Annotated in this window: 25 protein-coding genes and 1 pseudogene; 12 read left to right on the forward strand and 14 right to left on the reverse strand. The window is 38.8% G+C overall.

Annotation, left to right across the window (positions count from 1 at the left end):
- The first annotated feature begins 35 nt into the window (after positions 1 to 35).
- Positions 36 to 794 carry a hypothetical protein gene (locus tag AABM38_RS13735; protein ID WP_423406943.1) on the forward strand — a complete coding sequence of 253 codons (759 nt, stop codon included), beginning with the start codon at positions 36 to 38 and terminating at the stop codon, positions 792 to 794.
- Positions 795 to 875: 81 nt separating this feature from the next.
- Positions 876 to 1,367 carry a staygreen family protein gene (locus AABM38_RS13740; RefSeq protein ID WP_423406944.1) on the forward strand — a complete coding sequence of 164 codons (492 nt, stop codon included), beginning with the start codon at positions 876 to 878 and terminating at the stop codon, positions 1,365 to 1,367.
- A gap of 1,314 nt (positions 1,368 to 2,681) precedes the next feature.
- Here the strand turns inward: AABM38_RS13740 and AABM38_RS13745 are convergent.
- Positions 2,682 to 3,071 (reverse strand): cupredoxin domain-containing protein, encoded by a 390-nt coding sequence (locus tag AABM38_RS13745; protein WP_423406945.1) that lies wholly within the window; start codon positions 3,069 to 3,071, stop codon positions 2,682 to 2,684.
- A 490-nt stretch (positions 3,072 to 3,561) separates the two neighbouring features.
- A complete protein-coding gene (locus AABM38_RS13750) occupies positions 3,562 to 4,410 on the reverse strand; it encodes a DUF2935 domain-containing protein (protein WP_423406946.1) in 849 nt (282 codons plus the stop codon).
- A gap of 193 nt (positions 4,411 to 4,603) precedes the next feature.
- Here AABM38_RS13750 and AABM38_RS13755 point away from each other — a divergent pair, with 193 nt between their 5' ends.
- Entirely contained in the window at positions 4,604 to 5,824 is a 1,221-nt protein-coding gene (locus tag AABM38_RS13755; RefSeq protein ID WP_423406947.1) for an MFS transporter, read from the forward strand.
- A gap of 75 nt (positions 5,825 to 5,899) precedes the next feature.
- On the opposite strand, the gene AABM38_RS13760 is transcribed toward AABM38_RS13755, so the two are convergent.
- The 6 genes from AABM38_RS13760 to AABM38_RS13785 form a co-directional block, all read right to left on the reverse strand.
- Entirely contained in the window at positions 5,900 to 6,859 is a 960-nt protein-coding gene (locus AABM38_RS13760; RefSeq protein WP_423406948.1) for a nucleoside hydrolase, read from the reverse strand.
- Between the two features lie 202 nt (positions 6,860 to 7,061).
- A complete protein-coding gene (locus AABM38_RS13765) occupies positions 7,062 to 7,628 on the reverse strand; it encodes a class I SAM-dependent methyltransferase (protein ID WP_423406949.1) in 567 nt (188 codons plus the stop codon).
- Between the two features lie 114 nt (positions 7,629 to 7,742).
- Positions 7,743 to 8,462 carry a YebC/PmpR family DNA-binding transcriptional regulator gene (locus AABM38_RS13770; protein WP_423406950.1) on the reverse strand — a complete coding sequence of 240 codons (720 nt, stop codon included), beginning with the start codon at positions 8,460 to 8,462 and terminating at the stop codon, positions 7,743 to 7,745.
- Between the two features lie 132 nt (positions 8,463 to 8,594).
- Positions 8,595 to 9,605 (reverse strand): LLM class flavin-dependent oxidoreductase, encoded by a 1,011-nt coding sequence (locus AABM38_RS13775; protein ID WP_423406951.1) that lies wholly within the window; start codon positions 9,603 to 9,605, stop codon positions 8,595 to 8,597.
- Positions 9,606 to 9,608: 3 nt separating this feature from the next.
- Positions 9,609 to 9,893 carry a DUF3219 family protein gene (locus AABM38_RS13780; protein ID WP_423410736.1) on the reverse strand — a complete coding sequence of 95 codons (285 nt, stop codon included), beginning with the start codon at positions 9,891 to 9,893 and terminating at the stop codon, positions 9,609 to 9,611.
- A gap of 119 nt (positions 9,894 to 10,012) precedes the next feature.
- Positions 10,013 to 10,804 (reverse strand): alpha/beta fold hydrolase, encoded by a 792-nt coding sequence (locus AABM38_RS13785; protein ID WP_423406952.1) that lies wholly within the window; start codon positions 10,802 to 10,804, stop codon positions 10,013 to 10,015.
- Between the two features lie 185 nt (positions 10,805 to 10,989).
- Between AABM38_RS13785 and AABM38_RS13790 the strand changes: the two genes are divergently transcribed.
- Positions 10,990 to 12,144, forward strand: coding sequence for a glycosyl hydrolase family 18 protein (locus tag AABM38_RS13790; RefSeq protein WP_423406953.1), 1,155 nt, complete (start codon positions 10,990 to 10,992; stop codon positions 12,142 to 12,144).
- 109 nt (positions 12,145 to 12,253) lie between these two features.
- Positions 12,254 to 14,356 (forward strand): hypothetical protein, encoded by a 2,103-nt coding sequence (locus tag AABM38_RS13795; protein ID WP_423406954.1) that lies wholly within the window; start codon positions 12,254 to 12,256, stop codon positions 14,354 to 14,356.
- Between the two features lie 263 nt (positions 14,357 to 14,619).
- On the opposite strand, the gene AABM38_RS13800 is transcribed toward AABM38_RS13795, so the two are convergent.
- The 6 genes from AABM38_RS13800 to AABM38_RS13825 all read right to left on the reverse strand — a co-directional run bounded on the left by AABM38_RS13800 (position 14,620) and on the right by AABM38_RS13825 (position 19,720).
- On the reverse strand, positions 14,620 to 14,889 hold the full coding sequence (locus tag AABM38_RS13800) for a hypothetical protein (RefSeq protein ID WP_423406955.1): 270 nt from the start codon (positions 14,887 to 14,889) through the stop codon (positions 14,620 to 14,622).
- A gap of 60 nt (positions 14,890 to 14,949) precedes the next feature.
- The gene (locus AABM38_RS13805; RefSeq protein ID WP_423406956.1) at positions 14,950 to 15,723 is read right to left on the reverse strand and encodes a class I SAM-dependent methyltransferase; all 774 of its coding nucleotides are present in this window, start codon (positions 15,721 to 15,723) and stop codon (positions 14,950 to 14,952) included.
- A 101-nt stretch (positions 15,724 to 15,824) separates the two neighbouring features.
- Positions 15,825 to 16,094 carry a DUF1292 domain-containing protein gene (locus tag AABM38_RS13810; RefSeq protein WP_423410737.1) on the reverse strand — a complete coding sequence of 90 codons (270 nt, stop codon included), beginning with the start codon at positions 16,092 to 16,094 and terminating at the stop codon, positions 15,825 to 15,827.
- A gap of 89 nt (positions 16,095 to 16,183) precedes the next feature.
- Positions 16,184 to 17,101 carry a CBASS cGAMP-activated phospholipase gene (locus tag AABM38_RS13815; protein WP_423406957.1) on the reverse strand — a complete coding sequence of 306 codons (918 nt, stop codon included), beginning with the start codon at positions 17,099 to 17,101 and terminating at the stop codon, positions 16,184 to 16,186.
- 120 nt (positions 17,102 to 17,221) lie between these two features.
- On the reverse strand, positions 17,222 to 18,685 hold the full coding sequence (locus AABM38_RS13820; RefSeq protein WP_423406958.1) for an alanine/glycine:cation symporter family protein: 1,464 nt from the start codon (positions 18,683 to 18,685) through the stop codon (positions 17,222 to 17,224).
- A gap of 171 nt (positions 18,686 to 18,856) precedes the next feature.
- Positions 18,857 to 19,720: a dimethylarginine dimethylaminohydrolase family protein gene (locus AABM38_RS13825; protein ID WP_423406959.1), complete on the reverse strand. Its 864-nt coding sequence runs from the start codon at positions 19,718 to 19,720 to the stop codon at positions 18,857 to 18,859.
- 168 nt (positions 19,721 to 19,888) lie between these two features.
- Between AABM38_RS13825 and AABM38_RS13830 the strand changes: the two genes are divergently transcribed.
- From AABM38_RS13830 to AABM38_RS13860, 7 genes and pseudogenes are all read left to right on the forward strand, one after another.
- On the forward strand, positions 19,889 to 20,032 hold the full coding sequence (locus AABM38_RS13830; RefSeq protein WP_423406960.1) for a hypothetical protein: 144 nt from the start codon (positions 19,889 to 19,891) through the stop codon (positions 20,030 to 20,032).
- 15 nt (positions 20,033 to 20,047) lie between these two features.
- The gene (locus AABM38_RS13835; protein ID WP_423406961.1) at positions 20,048 to 20,200 is read left to right on the forward strand and encodes a Fur-regulated basic protein FbpA; all 153 of its coding nucleotides are present in this window, start codon (positions 20,048 to 20,050) and stop codon (positions 20,198 to 20,200) included.
- A 92-nt stretch (positions 20,201 to 20,292) separates the two neighbouring features.
- Positions 20,293 to 20,617 (forward strand): annotated as a pseudogene (locus AABM38_RS13840) (MerR family transcriptional regulator).
- A 212-nt stretch (positions 20,618 to 20,829) separates the two neighbouring features.
- Positions 20,830 to 22,161: an ammonium transporter gene (locus AABM38_RS13845; RefSeq protein ID WP_423406962.1), complete on the forward strand. Its 1,332-nt coding sequence runs from the start codon at positions 20,830 to 20,832 to the stop codon at positions 22,159 to 22,161.
- A gap of 86 nt (positions 22,162 to 22,247) precedes the next feature.
- Positions 22,248 to 23,234: a DUF294 nucleotidyltransferase-like domain-containing protein gene (locus tag AABM38_RS13850; protein ID WP_423406963.1), complete on the forward strand. Its 987-nt coding sequence runs from the start codon at positions 22,248 to 22,250 to the stop codon at positions 23,232 to 23,234.
- Positions 23,221 to 23,955, forward strand: a complete 735-nt coding sequence (locus tag AABM38_RS13855; RefSeq protein ID WP_423406964.1) for an exonuclease domain-containing protein — start codon at positions 23,221 to 23,223, stop codon at positions 23,953 to 23,955. Before AABM38_RS13850 ends, AABM38_RS13855 begins: the two co-directional genes overlap by 14 nt.
- Positions 23,956 to 24,119: 164 nt before the next feature.
- The gene (locus AABM38_RS13860; protein WP_423406965.1) at positions 24,120 to 25,142 is read left to right on the forward strand and encodes an LLM class flavin-dependent oxidoreductase; all 1,023 of its coding nucleotides are present in this window, start codon (positions 24,120 to 24,122) and stop codon (positions 25,140 to 25,142) included.
- The last annotated feature ends 39 nt before the right edge of the window (positions 25,143 to 25,181 follow it).

Below are 25,181 nucleotides of genomic sequence, written 5' to 3' on the forward strand. Positions count from 1 at the left end.
GGCAACTTAACAGTATATATTTTGGAGGGATGCACATGAAGAAGGAGCTACTGCTGACATTCGCTGCTTTCTTTTGCATGTCATTAACTGCGCTGACCGGTGTATATGCTGGAGAGTCGCACGATAAGACAGTTACTGTATCAGAAGACAAAGTGGATGTCACAGGGGATGGAAAAAAGGATACCATTTATGTAAAAGGCGTGCCTTTTGAAGAAGGTGCACAGTTCCTAAAAAGAATCTACCTTAAAATCAAGGCATCGAACGGGAAAACATACAAAATTGAATTAGAAGGCGGGTATGACCCTTCAACCACTTTCCGGGATCTGAACCATGATGGGGTTAAAGATATCTTTGTCAGCATTCCAACTGGCGGCAGTGGAGGACTATCGAACTTTTTTTTATACACTCTGAAAGATTTTAAAGTAACTGATATCACTGTTCCTGAACCATTAACAATTAATAGCCAGTTTGAAGATGGCTATAAAGCATCCATCACGATTGAAGAAACTGGCCAATCTTACAGCTTTGACTTAAGTGACAGGAAAGAGGATTACGAGCGGCTTGGTCTTTACCAGGACGGCAAATTGAATGAACCAACTGAATTAATGGTCCTTCCTTATGGACTATTAAAGCCAGTAAAGGGAAAAGAAAACCTTTATTGTTTAGCTGGCAGTCAGCGAGTCAACGGAGCATATAATGCGGATGGCGTTGCGGAAGTGGAATCGACCTGGTTTTATGAAAAGGGCAAGTGGAATTTGGTCAATACAAGAGTTAAAAGCTTAAAAACTCCATAATGTAGGCGCCTGTAACGTATTGGGCTCATTTTGCATAGGCTATGAAAAAAAGGATTCTTTTTTTGAAAGGAGCCTTGGATCATGAGCAAATTCAAACCTGAAAAGTTGAGTGTGAAGTATATTCCACCCGCAACAGATTTTGAACCCGTTGACAGCAGGAAATATACATTAACACATTCTGATACAACCGGTGAACTATATTTAAGCATTGGGAACATATACGATTACCAAGCCATTAACTATAAAATGCGTGATGAAGTATTGGCTGAATGGATAACCGTTAATGGTGAATATTTGCTGTACGGAAAAGCATATGTCAGCAACGGGGAATTTGATAAAAATCTGTCCAGGATTCGATATATGATCTTTAAAAAAGAAATGGATCTGGCTTTAACCGGCATAATATATGGAGACAGAGGCTTTTACAGATACTATCCTTGGCTGCTTGACGTCCCAATTTATGTCCAATTTGCATCGGTTTATCCGGAATTTAGTGAATTAGTATATTACGGAACGCCCAGAAAGTACTTATATTTAGCCCAGAGAAAACGGGTCGACAAAACACAGGTTTAACCTGTGTTTTTCTTGTTAAACCAAGACTTGAGAGGGAGGAGGCAGAAACCAATCATGTAAAACTATTTCATTCCTTAGACCTTAGTAAAGTGAAATAAGGTTTAGCTTATGATCATTAAATAAAAAACAATCTAAGAAAAACAAAATGAAAGAGCAGATATTTACATAATAATATTATGTAAACTAATTTAATAAAAAAGGAATTAAAGATATAGAACTAGATATTAAATTAAGCTGGAATGCTTTAATTGACAGTTTCAATAATTTTTAAAAAACAATAATAATTAAAAGTTAATAGCAAGCTGATAAAAAACATGGAAACTTGATATAAAATAAAAGGAATTTTAAGTTCCAACTGAATTAAACTAAAAAACAAATTAATAAGTTGATTAACGATTAGAAAATAATATATAAAAAGTTAGTGATAAAATATGCAAAAATAAAATAATTAACTAAAATTAATCATTTCTTAAAAATTTCAATTTCATCTCACTAACTTAAGTATACTTAGTGATTGAGATGATTTGTATTAGCATTTATAGAACTTCCTAGAATTTATGTTATGTAAACTAGGAAAAATATAATTTGAACTAATGGATTTACTATCCCCCTCTTTATCTTTAATGTCCGTTGAAGTGAATCTGCCTACATTTCTTCTTATTAAGTGTTCCATAGCAATAACCTGGGTTACTGCTCAAAAACCCTTGCAACTTTTTGAAAAGAATTTATCTTCTTAAATAATTCTTAAAGAGAATTTACCTACCTTAGTTTTTATAGTTTTTTTGCATATTAAGTTTATTGATTGTATTTTTTAGATCCTCGTTTTTAAAATGTTTAAATATAGTACCGTTACATTTCAGAACTACTGGAAATCACCAAAATGTGTTCGGTTCCTTTCTTTCCCCCTGGTTTACATATTTGGTAATCACGACACAGGCTATTTATCCTTTTCTCCAAAACAGGTGTTATGTACAAGTTCACTGCAAGATACATCATAAACTTCCTTAATTGTTTACAGAAAACAAAAAGCAGGACTACTTTCAATAAGTATTCCTGCTTAGCAAAATCATGCCAAACTGGTTGGCGTTGTTAATCTATCTGCAAACACTTAAATCATTTATCCTTGCGGTATAAGTATATCTGCTGGCAGTCCAATTCGAACCCATCTGTCTAGGCGTAATTTCTAATAATAGATATTTAATTTAGCTCGGTCCGTTTTCTTAATAAGCCTGAGTGTTTACTCGCTGATTGGTACATCAATCAATAAATTTTCTTGGTATATGAAAAAAAGCAAAGCCATATTGGCCCTGCTTTTTACTTGACTATTACTTTCCCAACCATTCCTTCCTGGAAATGGTAACGACATATCAGTTCATAAGTACCGGCCTGTTCTGGTTTTACGGAAATGCTTTTTTCTTTTCCTGGCTGGACCTCGGTGTCAATTCCAAGCTTTTCCACTGTAAAAGTGTGCTCTTTCTTGCCTTTGTTTCTCAATATTAACGTTGTAGTTGTTCCGTTTGGAATCGTGATAACTTTAGGATTAAAATAAACATCATTCAATTCTACCTGAATCGCATTCACATTCTCCATTGGTTGGGTTACAATACCGAATTCGGCAAAAACACTGAGTGAGCCTGTAGTTGTCACAACCATAACCATTGCAAGAAAACCGACCAATCCTGTAATCCACTTTTTCAAAGACATTCGTAATCCCTCCTTTCCTAAACATTATTTTTTTCTAATTTATAAAAAATTATCACTCTAAATTAGATCCAAACTTCCTTTCAAACAGTAACCTTTTTATCTGAGTAACATCTGTTTCACCAAAGGCATACCCACCATGTCCTCCTGGGAATCTTTCAGGCCATTCTTGTGCTCCCTTAACTTCGATTTTAACTCTGCTTACATTGTTCCGAAAAACAAACTCCTGCACGGCTTCTGCAAATGAGAAGCCAAAAACTTAAGACCATCAATCTTAAGAGTTGATTGAATTTCGCTTTTAAGTTTAAAAACAACTAGATTAACAAATCATTTTTCAGAAAAACAAAAAAGGCAACACCCATAATAGGTCCGTTGCCTTTCTAATTGAATGGTTAAAAAAACAAGCCACCTATATAGCGTTTAATTAACCATTTTAAATCGGTGATACTTTTAATAAGAATTATTTAAAAAGCCCAATTAAATTTATCTTCTACTATGGCATTTGTGGTTTTCCACCTGTAAGGTGAGCATCGAACATGTCAATTATTTCTAAGAATCTATCCGCTTCACGGAACACATGGTCAGCCAATAATGGATGAATGATACTCTTTATTTTGCACTGCTCAATTAAATCACGGGCCGTTTTCTTGAAATCTCTTAGAGAAGATACTGACACACGATTTTGATCCAGGAACTGATCTAATAAAGGAACTGTTTGTGATTGCGGTTTCATCGATTCTAGGTCTCTTGCTTGATACATGAGCTGATCAAAATCGTTGCTGAAATTACGTGCTATATCAATTAGTTTTCTTTCGGACGGATCCAGCAAATGACCAATAAATTTTGCATGGTCGGCCATAATCCTTAAGAAGAAAACATTTTCTTTAATAATTGCATCAGGAAGTGGTTTCAGTTTACCTTCGTTTAGTTCAATCAATCGTTTTCGAAAATAATTCGCTTCCCTGCTTGTGTGATCAACTAATAGCGGAAAATTATTTGCCCCTGGCAATTTACAGGTTAGAATTAGCCCTAGCACTTTTCGTTTAAAGGCAAAAATACTTGCTGCCGCCTGCTGCACTTCTGAATTAAATCTTCTTATTTGTTCAGGATCTGTTTGATTGGTAAAAGAATGAGCTGTCTGTTCAATGCTTTCAAATAAACGGTAAAATTGATTTGCTTCTTGGATAAGTTGAGTATCCTCTGCTCGAAATCCTAGCCGAAGAAATAAGGAGTGTTCCTTCATGATCCTCGACCAAAAACGAATTTCATTTAACGATCGCTCAACAAACAATAAAGATGTAACGCCCGTATCCGCATGTAATAAGGATTCATCTTCATTCATTCCAATTCCCCCTATAAAGAAATTCATTCGCTCAATTCTTATTAACAAAATCATTCAAATATACCGATTAAAAAATAGCTTTGCTCTCCCTACTTAAATAAATTTATTTTTTAAAATTTCGTATTGCGAAGTATATTCAAAATCTTTAAAATAAAACAGACTGCATTTTTACATCAAGCTTAAGGGAGACATTATGAACCGCAAAATTTTTCTTTATGTAAAAGCTTTTTCCGATTTAGGAACCTTTATGGATCTAATAGCAATAAATGTTTTAATGTATGCAGCTACTGGAAGCTCAGCTTGGCTGGCGGCCACTATGGCAGTTCGTACACTCGGCGGAGTAATCTCAAGTTTATTTTCCGGGATACTTGCCGACCGCTTTGACCGCAGGAAAATAATGATTTGGACTGATGTATTCCGTGCAGTCATTATCCTGAGTTTGATTCCATTTCCAAATCCAATTATGATTCTGATCGTCTGTTTTTTAATTGGATTGACAAGCAGCTTTTTTGCAGTCAGCTATAGTGCGGAGATTCCGCAAATCTTTGGTCAGGATAAGGTACTTGAAACGAACGCTTTAATCTCGCGGTTAACCTCGATCAGTTTAGTTTTTGGTTTTATCGGTGCTGGGGTGATAACTGATTTCCTCGGATATCAGATTACCTTACTGATTGACGCGGCGACCTACATAATTTCTGCAATTGTTTTATTAAAAATGAAATGGGAAACGACAGTCCCAGTAGAGAAAATTGCCATAGCTAATGGATTTAAAGACAAATTGTATACCATTGTCAGGGATTTGAAAGAAGTCTATTCATTTATCATGCTGGCACCAATGCTTTTAATGATTAATATCGTTTTCCTTGTAGGTGCTTTTGCTGGTGCTTCGCATAACTTAGGGATTCCGTTATTGGCAGAGAATATTAATGCTGATAAGCAAAGCTTTTATTATGGCTTAATCTGGGGTGTATGGGGGATCGGTTCTGTGTTGGCAACTATGATCTTGCCTAAGTTACCATCACTTACAGGAAAGCGTCTCTATTTTACTTTCTTTATCTCTGCAATGCTTATGTCAGCAGGCTTTATCACTTTCCTATCCAATTTAAATCTCTGGATTGTTTTATCCTTTGCCTTCTTTACAGGTATTTTTGATGCATGCTTCACTACCTTGCATGCTACCATCTTACAAAAAACGGATAACCATATTCGTGGAAGAATCTTTGGAGTCGGAATGCTGTTAAAATCCTTAGGGTTTGCTCTCGGATTTGTAGTCGCACCTATTTTACTTGAAGTTTTATCACTGCCTGAAATGGTATGGATTTTCCACGGAACTTTGATTACCACAAGTATTTTTGTTATGAATTATGCCATTGGCATTCAGAAGAAGGCTGAAGGAGTAAACCAGAGTTTGTGATAAATAAAAGCCCAGTATTGCTGGGCTTTCGCGATTTTTTGTCTATTTTTATTAATGTGACAGCGGAATTTTTTATTATTCTCCTGCTTTACTGCTATCCATAAATACACGAGTGAAATCCTCTATGAATGCTGGAATATCCGCTTCCATACCAATCCAGTCGAGAGTTTCTTCCGGCTCTGGCTCAGGTTTTGGCCGGAAATCAGCCATGCTTTTGCCTCTTGCTCCTCCGAAAAGTTCAATTCTCACTCTCCGCGGCAAATATTTTACTAGATCCGGATTTACAAGTGCACTTAATGTTATTACATCATGAAGAGGTGCACCCGGAATACCAGGGACATTCTTTTTATATGCTTCAAAATAATAGTCATACACTGGTTTGATCAGATCCTTGAATGGTGAACGGCTGTTCTCGGCTAGATAATCGATTACACTGGGAGGAATAATAGCTTTATTGGTAATATTCAATGGATGCAAAAACACATTCCTGGCCTTTTCAAGGACTTGATTGGCTGCAATAGGATCAGCGTAAAAGTTCGCCTCGGCTTCAGCAGTGACATTTCCCGGTACAAGGAATGCTCCACCCATAATGTAAATAGCATTGACATTCTTAAAAGCTTCCCGACCGTAGAGAATTAAAGGAATTGCAAGATCTGTCTGCCTCCCTACTCCAACTATAACTAGATTATTGGCGTATTGTTTAACAATCTCAAGAATCTTGTTGATGTCATATACCTTTACCTCCCCTAAATCTTCAGGAGGTCTAATTGGTCCCAATCCTTCAGGGCCATGGATTTCCGGATAAAAGGTAGCTAGTTCTCCTGACAATGGTCCCGATGAACCTGCAATGATTGGAATGTCTTCCCTTCCCGCTAGTTTAAGTAAATAAGCAGTATTATTGATTACCTGTTTCTTAGTTATATTTCCGTATCCAGCCACAACACCTACTACATTTATTTCCGGATGTAATAGTGCGTACATGAGTGCCAGTGTGTCATCCACCCCGGAATCCGTAAACAACAGAACATTATACATAGCTTCCCCTCCTGTGATACCACCGTTTTCATTATATGACACCTGCTGTACCATTCATTCACTTTGGTTTTTAGTAAGGGCACTTCACATCTATTTTCATAAGTTAGGAATCTCCAATTAAAGAATAAAATGCCCCAAAAAACAGGACCGCTCCTGTTTTTTTGGGCATTTTATTTAAAGCTTTCTTGTTACGAAATAGTCTTTACTTCTGGCATAAGATCGTCTGCCTGCCATCTTGCTCACTCTCTTCAAAGAACAGAATCTTCCAATCGCTGAATTCCTTCAACAATTCATTGGATTCAAGTTTGTATTTATCTGAGATTGTTTGGTTCACGGTTTCAGTATCAACCTTATAGAAGGTCTCCATAAAAAAGAATCCCTGATCCTTTACTATTTCTTTCACTTTCGGAAAAATATTTCTATCTAGATAATATGTGATCACTGCTAGATCATATTTACCTTCGAAAACAATACCGCCAGTCACTGACATATCTGCTACTAATGCGGATACTTTCAACGCGAACCGATCAACTTGCTCACTTATGTATTTGACAGCAACTTCCGAAATATCAACTGCGGTTACTTCAAAACCCATACCAGCGAGAAAAATGCTGTTTCCACCCAGTCCACAGGCAATATCAATTGCAGTTTCCCCCTTTAGGTTCTCAGCAATCTGCCTTAGCCTTTCATTTGGTTCCGGCGGATTCATATATTCATTTTGTCTAAGTTTATTTGAATACTTGCCATTCCATTTATGCTTAATATCCATAAGGTCCCCGTCCCCTAAAAAGTTTTTCTATGAGTATATTATACTTTAAAAATCAGTTCTTCCAATTGGCAAAAAAACAGCCATTCTGCTATTGCAAAATGGCTGCTTAATATGCTATTCACCTAAATCTACATTATGATAGACCTGCTGCACATCCTCCAGATCTTCCAAAGCATCAATCAGCTTTTCAAATTGTGCCTGTGCTTCTGGATCGAGTGTGATATCATTTTGAGCAAGCATTGTGAGTTCCGCTACAGTAAATTCAGTAATTCCAGCATTCTTCAACGCTTCCTGGATCGCATGGAACTGGTCTGGCTCTCCGTATACGATTACGGCGTCTTCTTCCTCGATAATATCGCGAACATCGACATCAGATTCCATTAAAATTTCAAGCACTTCATCAGCTGTTTTGCCTTCAAAGCCGATTACTGCTGTTGCATCAAACATATACGCTACAGATCCACTCACTCCCATGTTTCCGCCGTTCTTTCCATAAGCGGCACGTACATTTGATGCAGTACGGTTCACGTTATTTGTAAGTGCGTCAACAATGATCATTGAGCCGCTAGGTCCAAAGCCTTCGTAGCGAAGCTCATCGTAACTTTCTTCTCCGCCGCCTTTTGCTTTTTCAATAGCGCGGTCAATGATGACTCTTGGTACATTGTAAGTCTTTGCTCGTTCAAGGACGAATTTCAAAGCCTGGTTGGATTCAGGATTCGGTTCACCCTGTCTTGCTGCTACATAGATTTCAAGTGCGAACTTTGAATAGACACGGCTTGTGTTTGCATCTTTAGACGCTTTTTTCTCCTTGATGTTATTCCATTTACGACCCATATATCCCACTCGCTTTCAACTTATATCAGTTGACTGCAGCTCAATAACTATCATAATAAAATAGTCTTTTCTACAGCCTTTCACAGATAATATTATACCTTAAAAGAAGGATTTGTTAAGAGGGAACTCCCACTAAATCACAGTTTCTCTTTTTATCAGTTCATTCGCAATCAATTGATAAGATTTGATCCGATCTTCCGGTGAATAGGTGATTGTCACAATCATAATTTCATCCGTTTTATATTGCTTTTGCAAATCTAGCAGCTTATTTTTGACTTGATCAGGATTGCCTATGATCATTTTCTTCTTCATTGTTTCTAATGCTTCTTTTTCAGGTTCTGATAGCTTATATTGTTTTACATCCTTTATAGAAGGCACGCCCGAATGCCCTTCTCCTTTCCCCCGTTGAATGCTCCATACGAGGGAACTCAAGGCGATTTCTTCAGCAAGTTCAGTTGTCTCTGCACAAAATGCTGTAACTGTGAGGATTGTTCGAGGTTGCCTATTACTCCCATTCTTGAATGCTTGATAATAGCAATCTAAAATTTCCGCAGCATCCTTGTCGCTCATAAATAATCCGAATGCATAGGCCATCCCATATTCTGCTGCCAGCATAGCACTTTTCTTGCTGGTCCCTAGCAGCCATGGGACAGGAGCAATATCCGGTATTGGAGCCGCATTGATTTTTGCAAACTCGCTGTCTTCAGGATGATCATTGTAGATAAAATGAAGCAAGTCCTTTAGCGATGCGGGCATATTCCAAACATTCTGGAGAAAGTGATCGGATAATGCGCTTGTTACTTCTGCTGAACCCCCTGGGGCCCTGCCAATTCCGATATCAATCCGATCTGGAAACAACGTAGCCAGCATATTGTACACTTCTGCGATTTTATACGGCTTATAATACGGCAGTAAAACTGCACCAGAACCTATACGGATACGGCTTGTGGCCGCTCCGATGTAACTGAGCATTACTTCAGGTGCAGGACAGGCTAATCCTGGCATATCGTGATGTTCGGCAATCCAGTAACGTTCATAGCCCAGTTGTTCTGCAGCTTGAGCTAATTTAACAGATTGTTCCAATGCTTCTTTTGTACTCTGATTAGACGAAATTGGCACTTGATCCAGTATACTCAGTTTCATCGTTTACTCCTTTTTTTCCAGCAGTACTAATTTGAAAATCCCAACTTGTTCGCTTTCATAAAGATTGGTAACAGAGGTTGAATACTCCACGATTCTTCCTCTGAACTCCAGGTTGCTCTCAGGCACTATTACATCAAACTCACCCTCATATAACAGAGTTGTAATATCGTGATATTCATTACTTGTCACCTTAAACTCTATTGAAATTTGAGTAAATCCATTTATATTACTTTCTTCATACTGACTTACCAGGATAACTTGATCATTAAGTATTATTTCCTTTATCATCATTTAGTTTAGCCCCTTTCCAAGCAATGGCTGGAACCTATTTTATCATTCTGTTTTTGAGCAATCAAAGAATCGGTTCGGTAAAAAAACCCACCCAAATTTGGGCGGGAATCTCTTAATTATATTTTGGCTAAAAAGTCTTCCATAGCCCTTACAAGCTCAGCAGGCTGTTCATACATGCTCATATGGCCTGCGCCTTTAATCAATACCTGTTGAATATTAGGTTTTTTAATTGTAAACGCCTTATCAGGAGGAATGATTTGATCCTGTTCACCCGCCACTATAAGAACAGGCACTTCAGAATCTTCAAGTACGTAATTTTGGTCCGGCCTGTCCCTCATTGCCAGTAATGCGCTCACAACGCCCTTAATTGATGTAGACATTCCAATTTTTACAGTAGTTTTAATATCCTGTGCATTTACCTCTGAATTAGCTGGTGAGAAAAGCTTTTGAGAGAGTCCATGGATGAACGAATCCATCCCTTCTTCAAGCACTTTCTTTGCGTTCGTTTCTCTGCCTGACTTAGCTTCATCTGAATCCGGATTGGCTGTGGAATGAATTAACGAAAAACCATTTAAATATTGCGGATATCGCTCAGCAAATGCAAGAGTGATATATCCTCCAAGTGAGTGGCCAAACATAGTTACATCCTCAAGTCCTAATGTATCCAGTAACTCCTTTATCAATCCTGCCATATCTTCAATTGAATTTTTTTCAAATCCCATTGTAGACTCTCCATGTCCGGGTAGATCTATGGCAATAGCTCGATAATTTTCAGAGAGATCAGGCAGCACCTTTTCCCAATATAGCTTGCTTCCTGCAAATCCGTGAATTAGCACGATTGTTTTTCCTTCACCTTTATCAAAATAGGATATTGCTGTATTCCCAACTTGTATTTTTTTGGATTCCATATCATTTGCTCCTATCGTTTTGTAATATTTATTTTATTCCCTTGTACGAATTTATTAATCTCTCCGCAGCTCCCACTTTGCAAAATATTGCGTTTGAACAGGTAGAAAGGCTGATATTACCACACCTCAAGCTCCTGTTTCTCTGTTACAATTTTAAAGTTGAATAATCTCAGGGGGACTCTGATATGAAAAAACGCATCCTGCTCCTAATGATCGTATTGGTTACCTTCGGTGGAGGTTTTATATCTGGAGTACTGTATTCCAGCAAAAAATCTACGGCTGAAGATGTACTTTATACTATTGGAAATACTCCTCAATCAGTTAAAAACCTTGAACTTAAAGCTGCTCCAAAGGCAAAAACACACAATCCAAAGGTGCTGATTGGCTATGTTCAGGACTTCCGCAATCCGGATGAGATCGACTATAAGAACCTGACGCATGTGATATTTTCCTTTGGCCATCCAACAGTCGATGGCAAACTCCTATTAAACGGTGACCAAGCTCTAAAAAATTTACGGGCAATTATTTCCAATGCAAAACAGCATGATACTAAGGTTATTTTAGCAATAGGCGGCTGGTACCATATAAACGGCGGCGAATCCTATGATTACTTCAAAGCTGCTATTTCCAACGAGAATTCCAGAAAAAAGCTAGTCAATGAGCTTGTTAGCTTGGCAGATCGAGAAAATCTCGATGGAATAGATATTGACTTTGAACATCCACGCTCAAAGGATGATGCTCGTTTCTTAGCTGCATTTTCAAAAGAACTAAGTTCCTTGCTTCATCCGAAAGGCAAAGAGCTATCCATAGCAGTAAACGCTAAGGTTCATAGCGTGACGGGCACCGAAATTCATTCTGTCGTATTCGACCCAGAGATGTTCCAGTATTTCGACCATGTCAATTTAATGGCATATGACGGCCAGTGGGATGGCGAGTACAATGCCGCCAATTTATCTCCTTACTCTTATTCTGCTAATATTGTTTCATATTGGTCGAATCTTTTTGATCGATACGGTTTTTCGAGGGAAAAGCTTGTGCTAGGTGTTCCTCTTTATGCGCAGCCTGAGGATTCCGCTATAAAACAGGTTTCCTATGAAGCTCTTATCAATAATAATCCTGCAAATGTTAATAAAGACAAAGTTAGTATGAATGGTACTATCTATCATTATAATGGGCATTCAACACTTCAAAAGAAAACAAAATTAGCGCTGGACCAGAAGCTTGGCGGAATGATGCTGTGGGAAGCTGGCCTCGATGCTCGAGGCCAAAATAGTGCGACTACATTGATTGCTAGCGTATTAGACAATAAAGATGACATACGCTTCTATACAAAGAAATAGCTAAACGAAGCCATTTAGGCTTCGTTTTTTTTGCCTCTGTCATACATGGACACAGATTTGCACCGCTTGAATAAATTAGCAATAAAGAATGTTAGGTGGTGCAACCTGCATGGAATTACCGACTATTTTAGGCGGCCCTATTTTACGAAGAGCTGAGCCTTCCTGTATATATATTTGGATCGCGTTAAGCCGGAAGCTGGAAATCGGCGCTGAATTGTTTCACATCCTTGAATCAGAGACCACTGAAACTGTTCAATATCTTCCACTGGACATCGGACTTGAAACTAAGACAATCAAGGCTGGAGATCAACTATATGTATCACTTATAAAAATAATGCCTAAGGACAAAGCTTTTCCTCCATACACACTACTCGGCTATAATCTGTTATTTAAACGCGGAGTTCTTCATCGCGACTTAGGAAGCTTTGATTTACTAACACCTGGACATACGGATGCAATTGTATATGGCAATCTCAAGTATCCTGCTTTTTATATAGACTATAAGCATGAAACAACCAGGATTCTATATGGGTCATGCCGGAAACCGCATGGCAATGGAAATGATGCATTTTCAGCTGCTGATCTATTGTTGCACGAGCAGTATCAAGATCTATCTGAACGCCCTAGTGCGTTATTTTTAATGGGTGACCAGATTTATGCCGATGATGTGGCAGACCCGCTCATTCCTATTTTAGGTGCTGTCGGCAAAACATTGTACGTTAACCAGGGAGCTACCCTTCCGGAAGGATCCTTGATAAATGATTCACTCTCTCCACGGCTGAACAAAATAAATGGCCGTCAATACCTGATTGAACATCTGGCTAAATTCACGACTAGAAATGGAGATAATCATTTAGTCTGTTTCAACGAATATGCCGTAATGTATTTAATGGTATGGAACCCTGAACTCTGGCATTATGTACAGGAAAATGAACTGCTGCTTTCTTTTCAGCAAGTGATCGATCGAGGCATGCTGCATCTTAAATTTGATCAAGACAAGAAAATACGAAAGAAAGAGCTAAAAAAACTTAAAGCGAGATATGAAGAGCAGCTTGATCACCTTAGAAATTTTATCCCATCCGTTTCTGCCGCCAGAAGGGTTATGGCGAACACACCAACATATATGATCTTTGATGATCACGACATAACAGATGACTGGAATATATCACCGGATTGGACTGAATCCGTCAGCCATTCACCTCTAGGTCAGCATATCGTAACAAATGGATTGGCTGCCTACTGGCTTTTTCAGGGTTGGGGGAATGACCCAGAAACTTTTGACCAGAATTTTTTGAAATCCATCCAAAAGTACATCGAATCAAAAAATAGTCAGTCCGAAGAGTATTTATATGGTATTAAAATGTTATCCGAGTTCCAATCCTGGCATTTTGTGGCCCCGACTATCCCAAAAACGGTTTTCCTCGACACCCGTACACAACGGGAATTTGACCCGCGCCCTAAGCCAGTTAAGCTTTTGAATATAATAGAGGAAACCACTCGGACTCCCTTTTTGATCAGCAATGAAGCATGGGACCAGATCACTCAGAAACTTAAGGCAAGCGGCTGGAAGAATAATACACCGCTGAATATAGTCTCTCCTTCACCGGTTTATGGAATGGGATTAATAGAATCCTTCCTTCACAAATATGTTTATCCTTTTAAAGTACTCGGAATTCCAGTCCAGACATCCTTTGATTTTGATTCATGGAAATACAACGGAAAAGGGTTTAATTCTTTTATAAGAACTGTAAGCAAATGGAAGCCAAGCTACTGTGTTTTGCTTTCAGGAGATGTTCACTTCTCAACTCAAGTAAAATCTGAAATTCAATATGATAATGGCGACAAATTATTCTTTTTCCAAGCTATAAACAGCCCCATTGTTAATGAAAGCTTTACTGGCATTTGGGGTGGGCTTATGAAGACAGTCATGTGGTTCAATGCAAGAAAACGAAAAAAATACACTCTTCATCGCCTCTGTGACCAGGAATATAATTTAACTTTACAAACGCAGCCGCCAAATAAAACCTCCAATCATTTATGGACTGAAACCATTCAATATCTTCCATTTGAGGATAACAGCATTATTGAAACCACAAACTCCATCGGTTCATTAAAAAATAGAAAAGGAAAAATTGAAAACACACTTTTGATCGGTTCAGAAAAAGTAAATAGTGCCAGTAAAATTTTATTCAATTTACCAATGAGAGAGTAATGTGACATTTTTTAAACTGATGAAGCGGACTCACCTTTTTCCGATGTCACTAGTTTTTTTGAATAAGGGAATAAAAAGAAGGCACCCTTAACTACTTCCAATATGCTGTCTTGATTTAAGTATGCAAAGGCTTCAAAATCTTAATTTGATACCGACAAATAACCCAGGAGAACTTTCTCCTGGGTTTCCTGTTTATAATTTTTGGTGCTTTTCGCTTCAATCACAGAGTTGAAAAATATCACAGTTTTTAATTTAGTAGATCCTTATATCCCGATTTGCTCAAACTCCTTAATCTTCTCTAGCCTTTCCACAAGCACCATGCATTTCCGGTCCCCAATTTCATATATATACATTTTATGGCCATTTTCTTTCAGAAGCTTCTTAAATTGGATTTCGCCTATTAGATCATACCCTTTGGCTAAATCCGCGATTTTCTGTAAAATCTGTTCTCTGCTTGGTTCGTTAGTAGAGGCTATTTTAATAGGAATGGGGATTCCTTTAATCTTAAAAGTTACTAAAATGACGCTATCCAATTAAATCAACTCCTTTCAAAACCAATTCGACGCATTTTATTATTTTTCCTCTATATATAGTTATTTCTTTGTCGCAACTAGTAAAAAGCTCTGACCTTTAAAACTCTCAACCTCATCACCTGAAAATGCGATTGAAAAATGCTTAACCATTGAGTCGGTAGCTGCTTTCATGAATTTACTTAATTCGGTTTTATCCTTGTCAGGCAAATCCATCATCTTACACCATGTCTCATAATGAAATTTCTTATCAAAAGTGAACATAGAATCCGTATATAAACCGGCTTTTTCAACTTTTAAAATCCATTCAGATTTTTTATATGCCCTAAAATGGCTTGGATCTCTTTTCTTTTCAACTGTGTTATAAAACTCATCATATTCGTTGTTCTCAGGCGCGACATTATCGACAAGAACAAATAGGCCTCCTGACTTTAATACCCGAAAAACCTCGCTTCCGAAACGGTCTACTGCCGAAAAATGATGGGCCGCAATCCGGCAAGTCACGACATCAAAAGATTCATCAGGAAAAGGTGTTTTTTCAGCATCCCCCTGAATGAAATCAACATTTTCATGACCGTTTAAACGTATAAACCGCTCAGCCTCATTAAGCATATCTTCAGTTAAATCTAATGCAGTGACCTTTTTAAAGTAAGGGGCAAGAGCATTCGCTACATGTCCTCCGCCTGTAGCTAAATCAAGAAGATTCCCAAAAGCCCCGTTATCTTTTACAATCTCAACAACTTTAGCCAAATCCATTCCTTTAGCGTGGGATTTGCTTGTTACATAATGGCTTGCATTTTTACCGAACTGCTGTTGGACCATCTCTTTTTCGCTCATCCGGATTCCTCCTGTTATCCTCATGTCACCATAATAACAAATAAAGGAAAAGTTTGGAATTAACAAAAAGAACGGAGAGCAATAAAGCTCTCCGTTCCTTTCTATTCCTCTTCATTCACCATTTCATCAAATGCAGCCGATACTTTTTCAAACTCTTCATCTGAGTCAATTGCCGTAAAATCGCCTTCTTGATCGACTTTTAAGAAGAAGATATCGATGTCTTCATCAGTTTCTTCCTGTAGATCTTCTACAAAACTGACAGCAACGTAATCTGTACCTTCAATGGTAACTGTTCCAATTACCTCAACTTCATTTTCCTCTTCATTTTCATCACTTATTGTAAAAACTTCGCCAACTTCGATTTTATCCATCATCCAGTCCCCTCTCAATATATTGTTACTCTCAGAAATAGTATATCTTAACTTTTTATTCCCGATTCAATGATAAAGGTAACACAAGTTTAGTGATTCTCTAACAAAAATGAATGAATCTCTGCTTTTCGCTCCTGAAAAACTTGTTTTCCAAGCTGCTTCATTTCTGTCATAAAGCTAATATCATCAAAAGGAATTTCTTCTGTTAATTCACAATTAATTCGCAAATAGTGACCCTCGAGTAAAAGACGGCAATGGTAAGTAACGGACTCAGACGACAAATCCATTGCGAGATCCAGAAGCTTTGGGGTGACCTTCAGTGAAGGAAAATGAAACGGCAGCCATTGCCGGACACCCCAATATCTTTCTTTTTCCATTTGAAAATCGATCCTTTGCTGTCCAGTTCCTATAGATAGGATTTTAATATCCGTAAGCTGAGCTTTGAAATGGTGTAAAGCCTCTGTCACACATACCAGCGAAGGATTATTTGCCCATAGACCTCCATCAATCGACATGTATTGATTGTTTACATTGTTGGGTGGAAAGTAGATCGGTGCTGAACAGGATGATAGAACAGCATCCCATAATTTAACGTTTAACACCTCTTTTTCCGAGAATCCATAATCTGATCGATGAACATACGGTTTGCCATGCGTAATATCAACTGCCGGTATAATCAGAGGCTTACTTATATCCCCAAGCGCTATTTCACCAAACGCTTTTTTCAACAGCCTGCGCAAGTATCGATCACTATAAACGCTCTTGAATAGCCCAACCTTTGCTTTACGCACAAAGATTTTCTCCCCATAAGTAAGATAGCTTTCCATCACTTTATCCATTTTTGTATTTAATGCAGCAGACGAAGCTATAATCGATCCCGTACTTGTCCCGGCAATAACATCGAACAATTCTGCTACCGGCACTTGGTATTCTTCCTCAATCGCCTGTAAAATCGCGATAGGGAATACACCTCTTATTCCACCGCCATCTATGCAAAGCATTTTCATGTTAATCCCCCGATATTACTCATTGTCATTAACAGCCTTCCCTAATATGGAAACAATATAATTGTATAAATATAAAAGCAGAGCCGATCATAAACGATCAGCTCTGCCCTTTAGCAACTCTTATGAAACTTTTTCTTTTTCACGGTCAAAGGTATATTCTTCTTCCCAATACTCTGCATTTTTAATGCCTAGCTTCTTCGAATTGAAAACTGGATCCAGACCTTGCTTTTTCTGCGCTTCGTAATCTTTAAGTGCAATTAAAGCTGGCTTTGCCAGAAGGATAATGGCAATTAAATTCAGCCACACCATCAACCCTAGACCGGCATCTCCCAATGCCCACGCAAGGGATGCTTCTTTGATTGCTCCGTAAAACGTTGCACCCAGGATCACAACCTTAAGAATGAACATCGGGACTCTTCCATCTCTTCCCCTAAGAAGGTAAGCGATGTTCGTCTCAGCCATATAGTAATATGCCATGATGGTAGTGAAAGCGAAGAAGAAAAGGGCCACAGCGACAAACCCAGCACCGAATCCAGGAATTACAGAATCGACAGCTGCTTGTGTATAACCAGGTCCAGCTTCAACTCCAGATAAGTTTTCGACAATGAATGACTTTCCATCAGGACCAACAGTATTGAACATACCTGTAAACAGAATCATGAATGCTGTTGCTGAACATACAAACAGAGTGTCGATGTAAACCGAGAACGCCTGTACTAAGCCTTGCTTTGCAGGGTGTGAAACCTCTGCAGCAGCTGCTGCATGCGGGCCAGTACCTTGTCCTGCTTCATTTGAGTAAATCCCTCGCTTTACTCCCCAAGCAATGGCGCTTCCTAGGATACCACCAAACATGGAATCAGCACCGAATGCACTTTTAAAAATAAGAGCAAAGACAGCAGGCAGTTCAGTGATGTTCATAGCAATAATTACTAATGAAACCAAGATATAGCCTAGTGCCATAAAAGGAACTGTATATTGGGCTACATTCGCAATCCTTTTAACACCGCCAAAAATAATTAATCCTAAAAGTGCAATTACAATGAGACCAGTAACACTTTTGCTGACCCCAAACGCGTTCTCCATGCCAATTGCGATAGAGTTGGATTGGATGCCTGGCATCAATAGAGCCATCGCTAATAGAGCTGAAATGGCAAAAGCGATTGCAAACCATCTGATTCCAAGGCCTTTTTCGATATAATATGCAGGTCCGCCTCGGTATAAACCATCTTGCTTAACCTTATAAATCTGTGCAAGAGTTGACTCTACAAATGCACTTCCAGCACCGATAAAGGCAATTGCCCACATCCAGAACACTGCACCAGGGCCTCCCATTGCAATCGCTGTTGCCGTTCCTGCGATATTACCAGTTCCAACACGGCCTGATAAAGCAATAGATAAGGCCTGGAATGACGAAACACCCGCAGCAGAACTTTTCCCTTGAAACATCAGCATTACCATGTCTTTAATGTGTCTAACTTGTAAAAACCTTGTCAAGACGGAGAAGAGCAAACCGATTCCTAAAATGATATAGATGACCGGTGTACTCCACAAAATCCCATTTAACCAATTCACAAATACTTCCAAGTGAATCCCCCTTTACAATTTTAAAATTCTTTCTATTTAGAATTATATGATAACATCTCTTGTGGGACAATTAAAATGTGATGTAAAACAGTACACTATTTCTTCATCTGTACAAAAACACACCCTTTTACCTAAGTAAAAGGGTGCTTCTCCCATTTGTATTCAGTTAGTTTATGATTTCACTTCACGCAGTATGGGAAGTGTACAGCATCTAAATGAACCACCAGATTTAATGATCTCCGTTATATCCACTTCAATAACTTCAAACCCTTTACTCCGGAGCTTTTCATTGACTCCTTTGTTTACAGGCAGGCTGAAAATATGCTTGTTTCCAACTGACAGAACATTTGTTCCGAGAGTGAATTGTTCTTCTTCCGTCACATCTATAAGTTCATATCGGGAACTGAATAATGTAATGTCCTCCTCTGTCAGTGCCTTTCGATAAATGAGCGCCACATCTGGAGATACTACGTTAAAGACACAATCCAAATGAAGATATTCTGCTTTGAAATGGATTGCCTTTACTTCAAATTGCGGCAGTAATCCTTGTAAATGATTCACAGCATTTTGATTTGTACGATTGCTCAGACCAATATAAATAGTTTCGCGATCAATGATGACATCGCCGCCCTCGATTTGGTCACCAAGTAAATTGTAATAAGAAATCCCCTCGTCCTCGAGCCATTGTTTCAAAACATCCTCTTCACCTTTACGGATATCACTTGCCATTTCAGCGACAAATATGGTCTGTCCAAGAGTGAACCCTATATCCCTTGTGAACACCTGCTCAGGATACTTTTTGTGATATGGAAGCAATATGACCTCTGCGCCGTATTTTCGGAGGGTACTTACAAAATCATTATGCTGTTCTAATGCTCGTTCAATATGTATTCCTTCATCCTTGAAATGTTTCTGCGTTTCATTTATCACTTCTCTAATCGTCATATACTGCGGCTGGCACAAAATGACTTTTTTCAGCACATCGTATTCATTTATTACAAACCCTTTATTATCTGCCTGGCTGTTCTGTTCCATATTCATTCCTCCTAGTCAATTCGTTCATAGGTTTTCCTTATTTTTACTTAATCATTACTATCAAACCAAAAGTTCGGTCAGGAATTCTTACACAATTACTGACGTTGAAATGAAAATACTTTACGATTATGAAAATCCAATACAAATAAAGGAAATGAGGCTCAGTCGATGAAAAACCAAAATGACCTGAGTTTAGCACAATTAATTGTACTGCTCGACGTTTTGAGGGATGAATTATATGAGGAACTGCTGAAAAGTCGAGGAAACCAGGCTCAAACCATTTTAAGGAGCGTACAAAACGAAAACAGCTAAAGGAGGAATATAAAAATGTCCATGCACTTACGATCTGCTATTGAAAAACTAAAGGACCATTATGTACATTATTTGTTGAAATCAGGTTTTACAGATGCATCCGAAGATGAATTAAAGACATTCACTATAACCGAATTAAAAAATCTAACAAACAATTATTCAAAATAAATTAGAATAGATAAAATTCTTTTGTTAAACCGAGTTTCATGTGAGAAAATATAACATAAACTAAATTAAAAGATTAAAGCGTGGTGAAACATATGGCAAACGAAGTGTCCTATAAGGAAAAAAAGGTGATTACAATCGGAATAGTAAAGGAGTTAACTGGCCTTTCAGAACGGCAAATCCGATATTATGAGGAAAGAAAATTAATTTTCCCTGACAGGACGCCAGGAGGAAGCCGAAGGTATTCATTTGCTGATGTTGAACAATTAGTCGAGATTGCAAATAAAATAGAAGATGGAGTCCAAACATACGAAATCAGGCAGGAAATGATCCGTGAAAAGAAACGCAATGATGAAGCAGCCCATAAAAAAGATGATCCAGGGACAGCTGAATGCACGCTTTGGAATAAAAAAATATTAATTTATGAATCTTTTCAAATTCCAACCCCCTTTGTGGGGTTTTTTCTTTTTGGCTCTGTTAAAGCTGAATGTTGATTTTCAATTCCCTGTTGATTGTAGTGTGAAAACTAAAAAAGCGAAAACAATGTTAGATTTCCTTACACGAATATAGAAACCTTACAAAATACATGCGAGAATACAAATTACATTCAAGTTTTTGAAAGGGGAGCCATTATGGATACTTTATTTTTAATGAACAGTCTTTGGGTGATGATTGCCGCAGTACTTGTTATTTTAATGTTGGGAGGATTCATCCTGCTGGAAACAGGATCAACTCGGATGAAGAATGCTGGCCATATTGCCGGAAAAACCATATTAACATTTGGTATTTCTTCCCTTGTGTTCTGGGCTGTAGGTTATGGGTTAGTATTTGGAGCAGGGAATTCAATCATAGGTTTTTCTGACTTTTTCTATTCCGGATATGATATCGAGGGCCTTGGCCTTTCTGGATCTGTTTTCTTTTTATTCCAGTTAGCTTTTGCTGGCATTTCATTAACGATCGCATTTGGCGGATTTGCAGAACGAGCGAAACTATCTGTATACCTGGTATTCGCATTACTATTTTCTGTTTTAGTCTATCCCTTCATCGCCCATTGGATTTGGGGTGGCGGCTGGCTGGCTGAACATGGCAAACAGGACTTTGCCGGCTCCACCGTCGTCCATCTTACAGGAGCCATGGCAGCACTCGCAGCTACGATTCTATTGAAGCCTCGAATGGGAAAATTCAACAAGGACGGTTCAGCTAACAACATCGAGGGACATAACCAGGTCTTCACCGCCTTAAGTGTCTTGTTGCTTTGGGTTGGCTGGTTCGGCTTTAATGCTGGGAGCACTGTTTCTGTTGACGGAGCATTCTTTGGCTTTGTAGCACTCAATACTAATCTTGCAGCCGCTGCAGGAACAGTCGCAGCTATGTTGATTTCCTGGATTGTAGTCGGGAAGGCAGATGTACCTATGATGCTGAATGGAGCTTTAGCTGGGCTGGTAGCTATTACGGCATCATGTGCATTTGTTGACACTTGGGCTGCTGTTGTGATTGGCCTAATCGCTGGAATCCTTGTATTCTATAGCATTCGTTTCTTTGAAAGCAGAAAAATCGACGACCCAATCTTTGCATTATCAGTTCATGGTACGGCAGGTGTTTGGGGTACTTTATCAACAGGATTTTTCGCAACACCTGAGCTGGCTTCTGTTGGAAAGCCTGGTCTATTTTATGGAGGCGGTTTTGAACAATTGGGAGTCCAGGCAATGGGAGTAGCAGCATGCGCGGCATTCGCTTTCATTGTTTCATATATCATTCTGGCAATCATGAAAGGATCAATGAAGGGATTGCGCGTCACAGAAGAGGAAGAAATCATCGGTTTAGATATGAGTGAACATGGCAGCTACGGTTATCCTGAACTTGTTCATACTGTATTAACAAAAAACGGAGAAACAGTTACAACAGGTACGGGTGTGAACACACAAACTGTACAATTGAAATCACAGCAGCCATCTATAAATTAATTGACAGACGTATAATGTAACGGCGGTCCCTTTTTCGGGGCCTGCCGTCTTTTCTATTTTATGGTTATCGGGAGGAAGAATGTCAGATGGAATTTACAAGTTATGAGCAAATAAATGATTTTCGCTTACAGGGAATCGCGCTAGCCTCACGTAACAATCATGAGCTGAATGATTTTCACGACCAGGTTTACGAACTTGTTATTTCTTTAGCTTTAAGACGTATGAACATAAGTTATGGCGATCCTCCCTCCTCTTTCACTTTCTTTGTCATGGGAAGTGCTGGCAGGTTTGAGCAATCGATTTGGAGTGACCAGGATCATGGAATTGTATTTGAGACTAATAACGATGAATCAAAAAAATATTTTATTCATCTAGGCCATGAAATATCCGATGGTCTTGAACGAGCTGGGTACCCGAAATGCTCGGGCGGAGTAATGGCAGGCAACCCATTATGGTGCAAACCTATGACAGAATGGAAAGCACAAATCCATAAGTGGACAGCTGAATCCTCCTGGGAATCGATCCGGTATTTATTAATTTTTGCAGATTCCCGTCCACTATACGGAACGACTTCTCTGCTCATGAGTATAAAAAAAGAATACTCTTCATCCATTGAAAAAGAGCACCTAATAAGAAGAATGCTGCAAAATACGATGCATATTAAAAAAGGAGTTGGTGTCCTGGGACAGCTGCTGGTCGAAACCCATGGGAACTTTTCCGGCTCAATCAATCTTAAAGACACAGCCTTCTTTCCTTATGTAAATGCCGCCAGACTCCTGGCATTAAACGAAAAAATCACAGAAACCTCAACGCTTTCAAGGTTAACTTTAGTTTCACAAAATGCGATGCCATCAGACAAGAGCATTTTTTTTGCAAAAAACTTTTCGAGACTGCTAGAATTCCGCCTGCTTTATGGCAATCATCATAATTACGAATCGGGTCACTATGTAAACGGAGACAATCTGACAAAATCGGAAAGAAAAGAGTTAAAAGCATTATTAAAATCAGGCGAACTGCTGTATTACAATGTCAAAGGCCAGATTGAAAAGGAAAATCAATATGGGAATGAATGATATGGTCCGCTTTGTGAGACAAATGTCTGGCAAACTGGGTTCGAATATATATGCAGGATTACAGCCTCAAACAAACGCTCAGCAAATTTCATTTATCAGGCAGCTGCAAAAAGAAATGAAACAAAAAAACAGCCTTGATTGTCCTTTGAATGAGTTGCCAGTTATCGTCTTTGATTTAGAAACAACGGGATTTTTCCCTGAGAAAGGAGATAAAGTGATTTCCATTGGAGCAATTAAAATGACCGGGAGCAAGATACATGAGAAGGACGTATTTTATTCTTTAGTTAAAACAGATACCTCCATTCCAATAGAGATATCGAAATTAACCAATATTGATAATGGACAGCTTGAAGGGGCTCCAGAAGCAAAGGATGTTCTGATAGACTTCTTTAATTTTATCGGCAGCTCCATATTGGTTGCACACCACGCAAAACACGAGCAAGCATTCATGAAAAAAATTTCTTTAGAACAGCTTCGAGTAAGTTTTGAACACCGAATCATAGACACATCATTTTTAGTCAGGTTAACAAATCCTGTCATTCATCCATTGCCATTGGAACAGCTCTGCAATGACTGTGGAATTGAAGTGACAGATCGCCACCATGCATTGGCAGATGCGAAAATGGCAGCTCAAATATGGGCATTTTTTCTTAAGAAAGCACAGCATCAAGGCTACAATAATCTTCGGGAAGTATATGAGTATCTTTCAAGGCAAAGATAGATTTCTCAGCTTCCCTATTCTTCCTCATTCTTTCTTCATATTATGATCTCAAAACATATTATTTTGATTAACGAAAGATAATTGGTACTATTGATTTGTAAAACCGCAGGGAATAGTAACTATCATTACTGCTTATTTATTTTTCAATGAAAGTAGATGAAAAAATGACAAATGGAAAATCATTAAACGACATTAAATATTCTGTACTTGATTTGTCTCCGATTCTTAAGGGGGGCACAGCATCAGACGCATTTAAAAATACACTTGACCTAGCACAACACGCGGAAAAATGGGGCTACAACCGTTATTGGCTAGCAGAGCACCATAACATGCCTGGCATTGCAAGTTCTGCAACATCGGTGGTAATAGGCCATGTGGCAGGAGGGACTTCCACAATCCGTGTAGGATCCGGCGGAATCATGCTTCCTAACCATGCCCCACTCGTAATAGCAGAACAATTCGGGACGCTGGAGTCACTTTTCCCTGGGAGAGTCGACCTCGGACTTGGACGGGCTCCAGGAACCGACCAGGTGACCGCATACGCTTTGAGGCGCGAACGCCGAAGTGATGGACAGGATTTCCCTGAGCAATTAGACGAACTGCGTGCTTATTTTAATCCGGAATTGGATTCACAATATCGGAGTGTTCGGGCTATTCCTGGCGAGGGACTTAACATCCCAATCTGGCTTTTGGGTTCAAGCGGCTATAGTGCCCAATTGGCTGGTCAGTTAGGTCTGCCGTTCTCATTCGCCAGCCATTTCTCACCTGAAAACACATTAGGTGCCCTTAAACTTTACAGAAGAAGCTTCCAGCCATCAGATGTTCTTAAAGAGCCATATGCAATGGTTGGAGTGAATGTAATCGCTGCGGACACAGAGCAGGAGGCTCAATTCCTTGCTACATCCATGCAGCAGCAATTCCTGAATCTGTTCAGGAATAATCCAAGCCCACTACTGCCTCCTGTTGAAAATATGGACGAACAGCTTAGTGAATATGAAAAGATGCTGCTGGACAGCCGTATTGGCTCATCAATCGTGGGTAGTCCGCAAACAGTAAAAGAAAAGCTACAGCAGTTCCTGGATGACACTCAAGCGGATGAAATGATCATTAACGCTCAGATTTTCAATCATGACTCAAGGCTGAAATCATTTGAAATTGTATCTAAGATTTTTAAAGAGATGGACTAACTTGACAGTTTTGCTCAAAAAGGAGAAGAATCCTAATAT

This window comes from Heyndrickxia sp. MSNUG, assembly GCF_049532715.1.
GTDB lineage: Bacteria > Bacillota > Bacilli > Bacillales > Cytobacillaceae > Mesobacillus.

What these genes read in the sequence shown, in the direction of transcription:
- AABM38_RS13735 (WP_423406943.1), top strand. Translation starts at nt 36, where the DNA reads ATGAAGAAGGAGCTACTGCTGACATTCGCTGCTTTCTTTTGCATGTCA.
- AABM38_RS13740 (WP_423406944.1), top strand. Translation starts at nt 876, where the DNA reads ATGAGCAAATTCAAACCTGAAAAGTTGAGTGTGAAGTATATTCCACCC.
- AABM38_RS13745 (WP_423406945.1), bottom strand. Translation starts at nt 3,071, where the DNA reads ATGTCTTTGAAAAAGTGGATTACAGGATTGGTCGGTTTTCTTGCAATG.
- AABM38_RS13750 (WP_423406946.1), bottom strand. Translation starts at nt 4,410, where the DNA reads ATGAATGAAGATGAATCCTTATTACATGCGGATACGGGCGTTACATCT.
- AABM38_RS13755 (WP_423406947.1), top strand. Translation starts at nt 4,604, where the DNA reads ATGAACCGCAAAATTTTTCTTTATGTAAAAGCTTTTTCCGATTTAGGA.
- AABM38_RS13760 (WP_423406948.1), bottom strand. Translation starts at nt 6,859, where the DNA reads ATGTATAATGTTCTGTTGTTTACGGATTCCGGGGTGGATGACACACTG.
- AABM38_RS13765 (WP_423406949.1), bottom strand. Translation starts at nt 7,628, where the DNA reads ATGGATATTAAGCATAAATGGAATGGCAAGTATTCAAATAAACTTAGA.
- AABM38_RS13770 (WP_423406950.1), bottom strand. Translation starts at nt 8,462, where the DNA reads ATGGGTCGTAAATGGAATAACATCAAGGAGAAAAAAGCGTCTAAAGAT.
- AABM38_RS13775 (WP_423406951.1), bottom strand. Translation starts at nt 9,605, where the DNA reads ATGAAACTGAGTATACTGGATCAAGTGCCAATTTCGTCTAATCAGAGT.
- AABM38_RS13780 (WP_423410736.1), bottom strand. Translation starts at nt 9,893, where the DNA reads ATGATAAAGGAAATAATACTTAATGATCAAGTTATCCTGGTAAGTCAG.
- AABM38_RS13785 (WP_423406952.1), bottom strand. Translation starts at nt 10,804, where the DNA reads ATGGAATCCAAAAAAATACAAGTTGGGAATACAGCAATATCCTATTTT.
- AABM38_RS13790 (WP_423406953.1), top strand. Translation starts at nt 10,990, where the DNA reads ATGAAAAAACGCATCCTGCTCCTAATGATCGTATTGGTTACCTTCGGT.
- AABM38_RS13795 (WP_423406954.1), top strand. Translation starts at nt 12,254, where the DNA reads ATGGAATTACCGACTATTTTAGGCGGCCCTATTTTACGAAGAGCTGAG.
- AABM38_RS13805 (WP_423406956.1), bottom strand. Translation starts at nt 15,723, where the DNA reads ATGAGCGAAAAAGAGATGGTCCAACAGCAGTTCGGTAAAAATGCAAGC.
- AABM38_RS13810 (WP_423410737.1), bottom strand. Translation starts at nt 16,094, where the DNA reads ATGGATAAAATCGAAGTTGGCGAAGTTTTTACAATAAGTGATGAAAAT.
- AABM38_RS13815 (WP_423406957.1), bottom strand. Translation starts at nt 17,101, where the DNA reads ATGAAAATGCTTTGCATAGATGGCGGTGGAATAAGAGGTGTATTCCCT.
- AABM38_RS13825 (WP_423406959.1), bottom strand. Translation starts at nt 19,720, where the DNA reads ATGGAACAGAACAGCCAGGCAGATAATAAAGGGTTTGTAATAAATGAA.
- AABM38_RS13830 (WP_423406960.1), top strand. Translation starts at nt 19,889, where the DNA reads ATGAAAAACCAAAATGACCTGAGTTTAGCACAATTAATTGTACTGCTC.
- AABM38_RS13835 (WP_423406961.1), top strand. Translation starts at nt 20,048, where the DNA reads ATGTCCATGCACTTACGATCTGCTATTGAAAAACTAAAGGACCATTAT.
- AABM38_RS13845 (WP_423406962.1), top strand. Translation starts at nt 20,830, where the DNA reads ATGGATACTTTATTTTTAATGAACAGTCTTTGGGTGATGATTGCCGCA.
- AABM38_RS13850 (WP_423406963.1), top strand. Translation starts at nt 22,248, where the DNA reads ATGGAATTTACAAGTTATGAGCAAATAAATGATTTTCGCTTACAGGGA.
- AABM38_RS13855 (WP_423406964.1), top strand. Translation starts at nt 23,221, where the DNA reads ATGGGAATGAATGATATGGTCCGCTTTGTGAGACAAATGTCTGGCAAA.
- AABM38_RS13860 (WP_423406965.1), top strand. Translation starts at nt 24,120, where the DNA reads ATGACAAATGGAAAATCATTAAACGACATTAAATATTCTGTACTTGAT.